Below are 12801 nucleotides of genomic sequence, written 5' to 3' on the forward strand. Positions count from 1 at the left end.
ATGAAACGAATTCTCATCGCCGTCGGTGTTATGGCCCTGATCGGGCTGATTGCCTTCCGACTGATCAGCAACAAAAAGGCAATCGACGAGACCAAGAAACCCGACACATCATTCCAGACGACACCCGTTGTGCAGGTGCAGCCGGTTACGTTCCAGAAAGTCGATCAGTCGCTTTCGCTGCTGGGCACGGTTGAGGCCCAGAACCAGGGAAACATCATTGCCGAAACGCGGGGTAAACTGCAGAACTTCAAACTGGTGCTGGGCAGCTACGTCCGCAAAGGACAGCAGGTTGCCTACATTCAGGACGATGTGCAGCAGATTGGGGTGCAGACCAACCAGACCGCCCTCGACAACGCCCGGCGCGAAATGGAGCGCTACGACCGGCTCCTGAAAGGCGGAGCCGTTACGCAGGAAGCCTACCAGAAATATAAAGACCAGTATGAGTCGGCCATTCTGGCCCTGAAACAGCAGAAGCGCGTGCTGGGCAACGGGGCCGTGCTGGCCCCCATCAGCGGAGTTGTATTCGATAAGAAAGTGCAGAACGGCGAATACGTACAGGTGGGCGCGGTGCTGGCTTCGGTCATCGACATGAGTCAGCTGAAACTGGTGGTCAACGTGCCCGAGCAGGCTGTTTATCAGCTCAAGATCGGCGATCGGGCTCTGGTTACGGCGCAGGCGTTCCCCGGTGTCACCTTCACCGGATCGGTACACTACATCAGCCCCAAAGGCGACGATCTGCACAACTACCCGGTTGAGGTTTACCTGAGCAACAACAGCAAAAATGCACTCAAATCGGGTACGCTGGCCAACGCGCAGTTTGTGCTTAAGAATGGTATCAACGGCCTGTTTATTCCGCGCCGGGCGCTGGTTGGCGGCACCGATAGCGCCAGTGTCTACGTGGTGCAAAACAACACAGCCCGCCTGCGCCGAATCAAACTCGGCTACGACAACGGCGATCAGTACCAGGTGCTGAGCGGCCTGCAACAGGACGAACCCGTTGTAGTGAACGGCCAGCTGAACCTCAGCGACGGTGCCAAAGTAACGGTGAGCAACGCAACAGCCAGCCGGTAGATACATGGTTTACAGTTTTCGGTTTACAGTGGCTGTCGCTTGATGGCTGGCGTAAATCGCTGAACTGAACACCGTAAACCGAAAACCACAAACCATAAACTGATATGTCAGTAACAGAAATAGCCATTAAACGCCCGACGCTGGTCGTGGTGGCGTTTACAATCCTGGGGCTACTGGGCTATATATCCTACAAAAGCCTCAACTACACGCTGCTGCCCAAGTTCGATGCGGCCGTAGTCACCATCTTCACCACCTACCCCGGCGCAGCGGCCGGCGAGGTTGAAAACTCCGTGACGCGGAAAATCGAAGATGCTGTATCGTCGCTCGAGAACCTCAAAAACATCAGTTCGACGAGCCAGGAAGGGCTGTCGACGATTCAGCTCGAACTGACGGCCAGCGCCGACCCCAACCAGGCCCTGCAGGATGCGCAACGAAAGGTGAACGCCATTCTGTCGCAGCTGCCTGACGAGGTTGAGTCGCCCACGCTGCAGAAATTCTCGTCGGACGATATTCCTGTCCTGCGGATTGGGGTACGCGCCAACCTCGAAGCTACCAAACTCTACGATCTGGTCGACGATCAGATCCGAACCCAGCTGACCAAAGTCGACGGGGTGGGTCAGGTGTCGCTCACGGGGGGGCGCAAACGCGAAATCCGCATCGGTGTCGACCCAAACAAGCTCAAAAACTACGGCCTGTCGCTGGCCCAGGTCACGCAGGCTATCAACACCGCCAACCTCGACTACCCTACCGGCCGCATCGAAACCGACAAAGCGCAGTATGCCATCCGGCTGTCGGGTAAGTTCACCAACCTCGACCAGATTCGGAACGCGGCCCTGAAAAGTGCCCCCGACGGTACCAACGTAACGGTGAGCGACGTGGCCACGGTGGTCGATGGCATTGCCGATGCCTCGAACATCAACCGCATCAACGGCCGCGAATCGGTCGGTATCGCCATTCAGAAGCAAACCGACGCCAACGCCGTAGCCATCAGCCAGCAAGTCAAAGGCATTCTGGGCGGTATTGAGAAACAGTACGCCAACGTCGGTCTGAAGTTCGAAGTCACCAGCGACTCGTCGACCTATACCCTGGCGTCGGCCGAGGGCGTTATCTTCGACCTTGAATTTGCCGTGGTACTCGTGGCCCTGGTGATGCTGCTTTTCCTGCACAGCATCCGGAATGCCTTTATCGTGATGGTATCGGTACCGGCCTCGATTATTTCGGTATTCGTGCCGATGTATCTGCTGGGCTTTACGCTCAACCTGATGACCCTGATGGCCCTGTCGCTGGTAGTTGGTATTCTGGTCGATGACTCGATTGTGGTCCTCGAAAACATCTACCGTCACCTCGAAATGGGCAAAGACCGTCGGCAGGCCTCGCTCGATGGCCGAAACGAAATTGGTTTCACCGCCCTCGCCATCACCATGGTCGACGTGGTGGTATTCCTGCCGCTGGTTTTCGTACAGGGCCTGATCGCCAACATCATTCGCGAGTTCTCGCTGGTGGTGGTATTTTCAACGCTGATGTCGCTGATCGTTTCCTTCACGATTACGCCCCTGCTGGCGTCGCGCTTCGCGAAAGAAACCGACCTCAACGGCCCGGGCCTGGGTAAACGCTTTCTGGCCGCCTTCGAGCGTCAGTTCGATTCGCTCAAGAATGGGTACGCCCGTTTACTGCAGTGGGGGCTGTTCCACAAACGCTGGGTGTACCTCACGGCCATTGCCCTGCTGATCGGGTCGTTTGCGCTGGTGGGTGGCGGCTTCATCGGTACCACCTTTTTCCCGCAGAGCGACCAGGGCGAATTTATCGTTCAGATCGAGGGCGAACCGTTCAACAGCCTGGCCGAAACCAACCGGATCTGTCAGGTGGTGGAGAAACAACTGATGGCCAACCCACTGGTGCTGAGTGTCAACAGCAACGTGGGCTACTCCAGCTCGGCGTCGGGCGGTGGCTTCGGCTCCAACCCGTACCATAAGGCCGAGATTACGGTGAAGATTATTCCTAAAACCGAGCGCACCATCACGATCGAGCAGTTTGCGGCCCAGACCAAAGCGCAGGTCATGAAAATTCCGGGCCTCAACGTGAAATCGGCCCCAGTCGGGATTACGGGTGGCGCCAACGCAGCGCCTATCCAGATTCTGCTGCAGGGCAACTCGCAGCAGGACCTCGAGAAAGCGGCCGCTATGGTGAAAGAGGTTATTAAATCGGTCAGCGGCACCACCGACGTAGAACTGTCAGTCGACGATCCGAAGCCGGAGCTGAAAGTAAACCTCGACCGGCAGAAGATGGCGCAGTATGGCGTCTCGGTAGCCAACGTGGGGGCTACCCTGCAAACGGCTTTCTCGGGCAATACCGATAGCAAATACCGCGTTGCCAACCGCGACTACGATATCCGGGTCGAACTGAATCAGTTTAACCGGCAGAGCAAAGACGACGTGGGTAACCTGACGGTGCCCGATTCGCGCGGCCAGCTGGTTGAAGTGGCGCAGATTGCCGGCCTCAGCCTGGGTACCGGCGCAACGCAGCTGACGCGTTACAACCGCGTCGGGTCACTATCGGTCAATGCTAACGTGGTGGGTCGGCCAACCGGTACGGTCGGTACTGAGATCGACAACATCCTGAAAACGAAACAGCTGCCCGGTGGTGTCACCTACGCCCTGAAAGGCGATCTGGAGCGGCAGTCGGAAGCATTCGGTAGTCTGGGTATCGCCCTGGGGCTGGCCATCACGTTTGTGTACCTGCTGATGGTAGCGCTTTATAACTCGTATTTCCGGCCGTTTGTGGTCCTGTTCTCGATTCCGATGGCCATTATCGGCGCCTTCCTGGCGCTGGCACTGGCCCGCGAAGCCATCTCGTTCTTCGTGATGCTGGGTATGATCATGCTGATCGGTCTGGTGGCTAAAAACGCCATTCTGCTCGTCGACTTTGCCAACGCGCAGAAAGAAGAAGGCAAGAGCACCGTCGAGGCTCTGATCGAAGCCGGCCGCGAACGGATTCGCCCGATTCTGATGACCACCATCGCCATGGCGATTGGTCTGCTACCCATGGCCCTGGCCACGGGCGACGGGTCGGAATCGAAAAACGGGCTGGCCTGGGTAATTATCGGCGGTCTGATCAGTTCGCTGCTGCTGACCCTGGTACTGGTACCCACGGTTTACCTGACGTTCGAGAATGCCTTCAACGGCCTGAGCCGGCTCTGGAACCGCATCTCCGGCAAGAAACCAAAGCCCGTGACATCGCATCCTGAGAACGTGTAACAACCTGAATAAATCCATATATACGTACCGGTGCGGCAGCCTCAACAGGCTGCCGCACGTTGTTTTAAGCAGCTGGCCAACAGGCCAAACGACCATCGGCTTTAATCACAATTTAACGAAACCCGGCCATCCATTGTCGCCCGGCCCCGTTAGCTTTACTTAGCCATTGTCACTCCTGTCGTTCATCCGGAAGGGTGGCGCCGGGGGTTCATCAGAACAGGCGTTCCCGTATGTGTTTAAGTTGCCCAGAAACCAAAAAGCCCCGCCAATACCGGCGGGGCTTTTTTTCAGATCTGGACCCGGAAGGCATCAGTCCCGGAAGTCCTTGTCGTAGGGCAGCTGCCGCGACGCCTTGCGCATAATGGTGGTGATAATCGTAGACGTGTTGCTGCCAAAACCCCGCGACAGCGTTTTATCGTACTTCCAGAGCAGTTCGCCCGTTTTACCGTCGTTGATACTGATGGTTGTTTTGCCCGTATTGGTTGGTCCGGCAAACCCGACCGCCAGCGACATGGCAATGGCCGCTCCGTTCGACATGGGCTGCGTGGTTTCAAACGTGCCCGACACGATGCCGTCAACGTTGAGCATTTTAGCCAGTTCTTCGGGGGTGAAGCTGCTCATGGTTTCGTAGGTAACGGCATTACGCTCCAGCAAAAGGTTGGTGCGCCCCACGTCCTGCACGTCGACGGTGAGGTCGTTCGACTCCCGACGCTTCAGAAAATACGAGTGAACCGCGCTTTGCACCGCCAGTCCTTCCCGTTTTTCCAGCCCGGCCACGCCCGCTGGCCCGCCGTTTTTCTCCACTTCTTTTGGTCGTAGCTGCAGTATCGTTTTGAACGGCATGATGGCTAGCGTTTTGTGCTCTTTTGCCAGGCCGGCAAAGTTGGGGTTGGTGTAGATTTCGCGGGTTTGGGCCCGCAGCGAAACAGTTGTCAGCAATAGACCTGCCGACAGAATAACGGTTTTCATGGTTACGTGTACGAGGTGTTTAGGAAAAGCCAAATGTGCGCATTTGTTCAGGTATGTAGGCAAGCTCCGCCCCGAATAATTGCCGATTTGTTTGCGAACGGTAGGTGCGTAAACAGCAACGGAGCCAGATGGCTCCGTTGCTGTTTACAAATGGGCGGTACTGGCTACTGCCGGAGCAGCTTCACCACCTGTTGCTGCGTGGGCGTACTGACGCGTAGCAGGTATAGGCCCGGCGTGCGCTCCATTGACAGGCTTATGCGTTCGGCCGGCTGTGCCTGCTCGACCCGGGTGTCACCCAGCAAGCGGCCCCGACTGTCGAGCAGTTCCAGATGCAGCCGCTGGGTGCCGGCACCCCGTACCAGTACCTCCAGTGCATCGGTCGTCACCGGATTGTTCAGTACGGTCACGGTCAGTGTTTCGTACTGTTCGGGCGTTGCCAGTCGGGCAGGTGCGTTGCAGACTGCCAGCCAGTTGTAGCTGTAGCTGCTCACCGTGCCGGCCTGCTCGGCCCGCAGCGTCACCGTCGGGTTGTCGGTGTAGAGCTGCACCGTGTAGGGACCGGCCACCGTACTGGGCGCCGTCTCGTTGACCACCGCAAAGCTGATGGGCTGGCCCGTGGTGCCGCTGTAAAGGGGCGTGAAGGTCAGCTGCCGGCTGCCGGCCGAGACGGGCTGGCAATTGAGGGTGTTGACGCCCGTGATGGCAAAGGGCCCGTTGTTGACCGGGGCCGCGTTGACGGTGATGGTAAAGGTCCCCGTGGCCATGCCTGCCGAGTTGGTGGCGTTGATGGTCACCAGACTGCTCTGTACCGTGGTGGGCGTGCCGCTGATGGTGCGGCTGGGCGCATCGAAACTCAGCCCCGCCGGCAGCCCGCTGGCCGAGTACGTGATGGGCGCCGTGCCACTGAAGGCGGGCACCACATAGCTGAAGGGCGTTGCCTGGGTAGCTGTCTGGTTGGGCAGCGTGGGCGCCGTGGGGGCCGTGGGCGTGGGCGGCTGGGGGGGCGTGTTGCAGGCCGCCAGCCAGTTGTAGCTGTAGCTGCTCACCGTGCCGGCCTGCTCGGCCCGCAGCGTCACTGTCGGGTTGTCGGTGTAGAGCTGCACCGTGTAGGGACCAGCCGTCGTGGTGGGCGCCGTCTCGTTGACCACCGCAAAGCTGATGGGCTGGCCCGTGGTGCCGCTGTAGAGGGGCGTGAAGGTCAGCTGCCGGCTGCCGGCCGAGACGGGCTGGCAGCTGAGGGTGTTGACGCCCGTGATGGCAAAGGGCCCGTTGTTGACCGGGGCCGCGTTGACGGTGATGGTAAAGGTCCCCGTGGCCATGCCTGCCGAATTGGTGGCGTTGATGGTCACCAGACTGCTCTGTACCGTGGTGGGCGTGCCGCTGATGGTGCGGCTGGGCGCGTCGAAACTCAGCCCCCCCGGCAGCCCGCTGGCCGAGTACGTGATGGGCGCCGTGCCACTAAAGGCGGGCACCACATAGCTGAAGGGTGTTCCCTGGGCAGCCGTCTGGTTGGGCAGCGTGGGCGCCGTGGGGGCCGTGGGCGTGGGCGGCTGGGGGGGCGTGTTGCAGGCCGCCAGCCAGTTGTAGCTGTAGCTGCTCACCGTGCCGGCCTGCTCGGCCCGCAGCGTCACCGTCGGGTTGTCGGTGTAGAGCTGCACCGTGTAGGGACCAGCCGTCGTGGTGGGCGCCGTCTCGTTGACCACCGCAAAGCTGATGGGCTGGCCCGTGGTGCCGCTGTAAAGGGGCGTGAAGGTCAGCTGCCGGCTGCCGGCCGAGACGGGCTGGCAATTGAGGGTGTTGACGCCCGTGATGGCAAAGGGCCCGTTGTTGACCGGGGCCGCGTTGACGGTGATGGTAAAGGTCCCCGTGGCCATGCCTGCCGNGCCGGCAGCCCGCTGGCCGAGTACGTGATGGGTGCCGTGCCACTGAAGGCGGGCACCACATAGCTGAAGGGTGTTCCCTGTGTAGCTGTCTGGTTGGGCAGCGTGGGCGCTGTGGGGGCCGAAGTGGGGGCGTTAACGTCGAACGTTTTTGAGAATGTGATCGGATAGGCCTGTCCGGCGGCAATGGTAAACGTGATGGTCAGGCCGCTTCCGGCTGCCAGTGCGGTCAGGTTAGCCGCATTACCACTGCCCGACGTGGGCGATACAATTCCGTTTCCACCCGTGACCACCCACGACGTAGCCGCTATATTGCTGGTATTAAGGCTAAACACATCCGAGCTGGTGATCGTAGCCGGTCCCGACACCAGTGGTTTTATGCCATTGGTCGTCATATTACCCGAATTCGACGGATCGAGCCAGTCGCTCAGCCGGGTCGACGATGTGCCTCCACCCGTCCAGGAAGTAAATATCCGGCCGTACTGGTCGGGCGACGTTGGGGCAAAGCAATACGAACCGCCACCGTGCAGCTGCCCGATGATACGCCGGCTGCTATTGAACAGGGGCGATCCAGACGATCCGCCTTCGGTCACCCCTAGATTTCCCCAGGTAACCTGCAGGTGGGTTGTACCCGAACCCACCACGTAGGATGCACCCGGCGACACCGATACGTAGGACGTCGTGTTTGGGCTAAACGAAATTTTCTTGATATCGGCCGACGGATGATGGATACCGAACGGGCTGCTGGCCTGGCTGTTGTTGCGGTCCCAGCCCAGGTAAGTGATGTTTTCCTGTGGGGGCACCTGCTGTGTCAGCTCGAGCAGTGAAAAATCGGAGTTGGCGTAGGCAGACCGGAAATTGGCGCCCGTCAGCGTTAGGTACACGTTGTCGGCGCTGGTGGGCGAACAGGTTGGGCTCTCCCAGTGGAAACGAAACTGTGTGCCGGCAGCAGCCGCCTGCTCGGCCGGTTGATGCACCCCATCTTCCGAAAAATCGTAGCAGTGGAAGGCCGTTAGCAGAAACGACCGAAAATCCTGTTTGGTCGAGTTAACGATCGACCCGGTACAGGCATACGTATAGGGTGCGTAGGTGGTCAGCATCATGGCCACCCCGTCGGCTTCCTGCTGATAGTCGGGGTAGCAGATCGTGTTGAGCTCACAGCTCTGCGAGGTACCGAACCCGAACCGGGGGGCAAACCGGTAATACTGTACCAGTTTATCGACATGCACCCGGCTCTGGCCGGCAACAGCCGATGGCTCCTGTACTTCAACAATGGCGGCTGCCCCTTCGAGCAGATCCGTCCAGAACAGATCGCCGTTCTGGCTCGCCGTTATCGGCCCGATCACCTGCGAATAATCGGCACTGTAGACAAACATACGCGCCCCTTCGGCCAGCCGAAGTCCGTCGAACACGACGCTGATGCCCAGCGCCCCCGGAATTTCGAGCTGATACTGGGCTATCTGTACGCCGTTGCGGGTTGACCGGGCAGCGTTGGGCAGCAGATCGACATTGGCCGCCACATCGACACCAACACGGGCGGGCAGCCCCTTTTTGGCCCGCTGCTCATCGTCGGCAGCCAGCGCGCTGGTGTTTACTGCCGTCAGCTGCCGAACAGGCAGGTTTGCTGCCTTGTTGCTGATTCCGTACTGTTCGGCGGAGGTTGCCCCGCCCGTTAGTCGGCGGGTATAGACCTGAGCCTGAACGGGTAGCCCGATCAGCAACAGACACAGCCCAAGGAACACTCGTTTTACATACCAGGTAAATGTTTGCATAGGCATTGATTGGTTTAGGGCGCTGATACGACGCGATCAGGTCCGGATAATAGTATGTTCTACTCGATCGGCTAAATGTAGTCCGAAGCCTGGCAATCTGCCCGACGATCGTCCTTTGAATTTATCAGAAGGAGGCACATTTAGTAATCGGTCATGCGGGCCCGTCTGCGGCCCGCAACTTTCTAAAGACGCAATTACAACAAACCCCTACCTGCTCAGTATGTATGAGCGGGTAGGGGTTGCGGAAGCCAGTTACATCGACCAGCGTCTTAGATACCGATATTGAGCGTGCTCAGTACATTGTTCATGTTCCGGACGGCGTCGGCCGATTTGTTGAAAGCAGCCTGCTCCTCTTCGTTCAATTTGTAATCGATAATTTCTTCCCAGCCATTGCGGCCCAGCACCACGGGTACACCCAGGCAGATATCCGACTGGCCGTATTCGCCTTCGAGCAGCACGCACGAGGGGATCACCCGTTTCTGATCGCGCAGAATGCTTTCGACCATCATGGCACCGGCGGCACCCGGTGCATACCAAGCCGACGTACCGATCAGGCCCGTCAGGGTGGCGCCCCCAACCATGGTATCAGCAGCTACTTTTTTCAGGGTCGCTTCGTCCAGAAACTCACTCACCGGAACGCCCCCTTTTGTAGCCAGGCGGGTCAGCGGAATCATGGTCGTGTCGCCATGCCCACCGATTACCGTTGCCTGAATATCGTTGGGCGAGCAGTTGAGAGCCAGCGACAGATACGTTTTAAAGCGGGCCGAATCGAGCGCGCCCCCCAGCCCGATGATGCGGTTTTTGGGCAGGCCCGACGCTTTCAGCGCCAGATAGGCCATCGTATCCATAGGGTTGGAAATAATCACGAAAATGGCATCGGGCGAGTGCTTCAGAATGTTTTCGGTAACGCCTTTTACGATGCCGGCATTGATGCCGATCAGGTCTTCGCGGGTCATGCCGGGCTTACGCGGCAGGCCCGATGTGATTACAACGACATCCGAACCCGCCGTTTTTTCGTAATCATTAGTAGAGCCCGTCAGTTTAACGTCGCAGTCGAGCAGTGTCGATGCCTGAAGCATATCGAGCGATTTCCCTTCGCTGATCCCTTCCTTGATATCCAGCAGCACGACTTCATGCGCCAATTCACGCCGGGCAATATTATCGGCGCAGGTGGCCCCAACGGCTCCTGCTCCTACTACGGTAACTTTCATACAGTGTTCGGAATTAAAGGGTTGACATGTACTGGCAAAAATACGCCCCCCATCAGGGACAAACCAACTGCCTGCGGGAGAAACTTCGGGGCCCCTGGCTCAGTTTATAGATCAACTCCTTCTTTTTTTTGTTATGGTTGTGTGGCAGTCAGGGCAGGCAACAGACGGGACTTTTGGCTAAACCTTTACCCGCCAGCCGGCTCTAACCGCTAACGCTTATCACTACACAATGGCAAACAAAAGTTTAGTAACCCGTATCCTGTCATCGCTTTTCTTCAAGCGGGCCAATATCGGCGCTGTCCGGTATGCACGTAACACCCGTAGTCTGTACCAGTTAATTCGGGAAGCCCTCGACAAGAGTGGCGGCCTGTCGGGCAAGAACATCGCGGCCTTTCGCGAACAGCTCAGTATCGTTACCCGGTTGCTGCGGGCCTATGCCTCCGGCGAATACCGGCAGCTGCCCTGGAAAACACTCATCCGGGTCATTGCCGTACTGATCTACTTCGTGTCGCCAATCGACATTCTGCCTGATTTTCTGCCCATTGTGGGCCTTACCGACGACATTGCCCTGATGCTCTGGCTCTTCAGCGGCATGAAAGATGATCTGGAGAAATTCAGACTTTGGGAAGAAAACGAGCGCAGCCAGCGCAACGAAGCACCCCGAGCCGGGGTTATCAAAATCGGCTAAGTTTCACCCGCTTTTAATAGGGTAGTCCAGCGTAGTTTTTTACTTTTGCATACATTCAAATCCGAGAAGTCATGATTTCTGCAAGCATTTTAGGTATTATGGGTTTGGGCGGTCAGGAAATGATCTTCATTTTCTTAGCACTGCTTCTGTTGTTCGGTGCCAAGAAAATCCCTGAACTGGCACGGGGCCTGGGTAAAGGTATCCGCGAGTTCAAGGATGCTACCAAAGATGTTCGCGAGAATATCGAAGATAGCCTCAAAGAGACGGATACACACTCGAAGTAATCGGGTAATCACATAGAAACGGACAAGCAGGCTGCCCCAAAATGGAGCAGCCTGCTTGTCCGTTTTTGTTTTATACCGTTCTTTGCGGCAGGCAGGGGGCAATAGCTTTCCCCCTATCGCTGGCCCACCGGCCTTACGCTTGCCGGTTCGTTTACACCATCCCGTTTGCGGTTGCCAAACGGGGTTAACCTCGATTGTTTTGACCGACTACCGCTCTTTTGCTGCTATCCAGACAGACCTCCGGCGCGGGGCTATTTCCTGCCGCCAACTGGTTGAACACTACCTCACCCGCATTGCCGAACAAACCCACCTCAACGCGTTTACGGAGGTGTATGCCGACGAGAGCCTGAGCCGCGCCGATGCGATCGACCAGCGACTGGCTGCCGGGACAGCCGGTCGGCTTGCGGGTATGGTTATCGGCATTAAAGACGTGTTGTGCTACGCCGACCACGGGCTGCGCGCAGGGAGCCGTATTCTGGACAATTTCACGGCTCAATTTACGGCGACGGCCGTGGAGCGGCTACTTGCCGAGGATGTGATTATCATTGGCCGGCAAAACTGCGACGAGTTTGCCATGGGCTCTTCGAACGAGAATTCGGCCTTTGGCCCGGCCCTGAACGCGGCCGACCCAACACGGGTGCCGGGCGGATCGAGTGGCGGCTCGGCGGTGGCCGTACAGGCGGGCCTGTGCCTGGCCAGCATCGGTTCCGATACGGGTGGATCGGTGCGGCAGCCGGCAGCCTTCTGTGGCGTGGTCGGGCTTAAGCCAACCTACGGCCGCATCAGCCGCTGGGGCCTGATTGCCTATGCGTCGTCGTTCGACTGCATTGGCCCCATTGCCAACAACCTCGACGATGCCGCTCTGCTGCTCGAAATCATGGCCGGCCCCGACGACTTCGACAGCACGGTATCGAGCCAGCCGGTCGATGCCTACAGCGCCCCCAGTCCGGCCGGGCAGACGACTCCCCTGCGCATCGCCTACCTGCGCGACGGCGTCGAAAGCGAAGGAGTCGATCCGGCGGTTCGGGCCGCCACGCAGCATAAACTCGATGCCCTGCGAGCGGCAGGACACCAGGTCGAACCGGTCGATATTGCCCTGCTGAAGTACCTGCTCCCAACCTACTACATCCTGACCACAGCCGAAGCGTCGTCAAACCTGTCGCGGTTTGATGGTGTCCGGTACGGCTATCGCAGCGCCACAACCCCTGATCTACTGTCGCTCTACAAGAAAAGCCGCACCGAAGGTTTTGGCGCCGAGGTCCGGCGCCGGATTCTGCTGGGTACGTTTGTGCTGAGCGCAAGCTACTACGATGCCTATTATACCAAAGCCCAGCGTGTCCGGCGGCTGGTGCAGCAGGCGATGGAAACGCTCTTCAGTCAGTACGACGTGCTGCTGACGCCCACAGCCCCTACCGTTGCCTACCGGCTGGGCGAAAAAACGAGCGATCCCCTGCAGATGTACCTCGGCGATATTTTTACGGTATTAGCCAATGTAACAGGCTATCCGGCCGTTTCCATACCAAACGGCAGCGATGCCGAATCGGCTGGTAAACCGGCCATGCCCATAGGTCTGCAGCTGATGACACCCCCATTTTCGGAAGCCAAACTGATCAGGGTGGGCCGATTATTGCAGTAGCGGCAGCAACCTTACCCGTTGTATAGAGTAAATTCA

8 protein-coding genes and 1 pseudogene are annotated in these 12801 nt (G+C 58.4%); 5 read left to right on the forward strand and 4 right to left on the reverse strand.

All coding sequences use genetic code 11. The features are described from left to right. Positions 1-1071 carry an efflux RND transporter periplasmic adaptor subunit gene (locus ACYVAC_RS04460; RefSeq protein WP_461096378.1) on the forward strand — a complete coding sequence of 357 codons (1071 nt, stop codon included), beginning with the start codon at positions 1-3 and terminating at the stop codon, positions 1069-1071. A gap of 104 nt (positions 1072-1175) precedes the next feature. After that, positions 1176-4325, forward strand: coding sequence for an efflux RND transporter permease subunit (locus tag ACYVAC_RS04465; protein WP_461096379.1), 3150 nt, complete (start codon positions 1176-1178; stop codon positions 4323-4325). A 309-nt stretch (positions 4326-4634) separates the two neighbouring features. On the opposite strand, the gene ACYVAC_RS04470 is transcribed toward ACYVAC_RS04465, so the two are convergent. The 4 genes and pseudogenes from ACYVAC_RS04470 to mdh all read right to left on the reverse strand — a co-directional run bounded on the left by ACYVAC_RS04470 (position 4635) and on the right by mdh (position 10157). Beyond that, on the reverse strand, positions 4635-5294 hold the full coding sequence (locus ACYVAC_RS04470; protein WP_461096380.1) for a hypothetical protein: 660 nt from the start codon (positions 5292-5294) through the stop codon (positions 4635-4637). A gap of 164 nt (positions 5295-5458) precedes the next feature. Beyond that, positions 5459-7168: a putative Ig domain-containing protein gene (locus ACYVAC_RS04475; protein WP_461096381.1), complete on the reverse strand. Its 1710-nt coding sequence runs from the start codon at positions 7166-7168 to the stop codon at positions 5459-5461. Positions 7169-7656: 488 nt separating this feature from the next. Continuing rightward, positions 7657-8952: pseudogene (locus ACYVAC_RS04480) on the reverse strand (trypsin-like serine peptidase); the annotation flags it as partial. Positions 8953-9215: 263 nt separating this feature from the next. Next, a complete protein-coding gene (gene mdh / locus ACYVAC_RS04485) occupies positions 9216-10157 on the reverse strand; it encodes a malate dehydrogenase (protein ID WP_461096382.1) in 942 nt (313 codons plus the stop codon). A 229-nt stretch (positions 10158-10386) separates the two neighbouring features. On the opposite strand from mdh, the gene ACYVAC_RS04490 reads away from it, so the two are divergent. From ACYVAC_RS04490 to gatA, 3 genes are all read left to right on the forward strand, one after another. After that, positions 10387-10845: a YkvA family protein gene (locus ACYVAC_RS04490; protein ID WP_461096383.1), complete on the forward strand. Its 459-nt coding sequence runs from the start codon at positions 10387-10389 to the stop codon at positions 10843-10845. A 71-nt stretch (positions 10846-10916) separates the two neighbouring features. Next, positions 10917-11129, forward strand: coding sequence for a Sec-independent protein translocase subunit TatA/TatB (locus ACYVAC_RS04495; protein WP_461096384.1), 213 nt, complete (start codon positions 10917-10919; stop codon positions 11127-11129). A gap of 199 nt (positions 11130-11328) precedes the next feature. Continuing rightward, entirely contained in the window at positions 11329-12765 is a 1437-nt protein-coding gene (gene gatA / locus ACYVAC_RS04500; RefSeq protein WP_461096385.1) for an Asp-tRNA(Asn)/Glu-tRNA(Gln) amidotransferase subunit GatA, read from the forward strand. Positions 12766-12801 lie beyond the last annotated feature (36 nt).

The sequence above is a fragment of the Spirosoma luteolum genome (assembly GCF_054778875.1).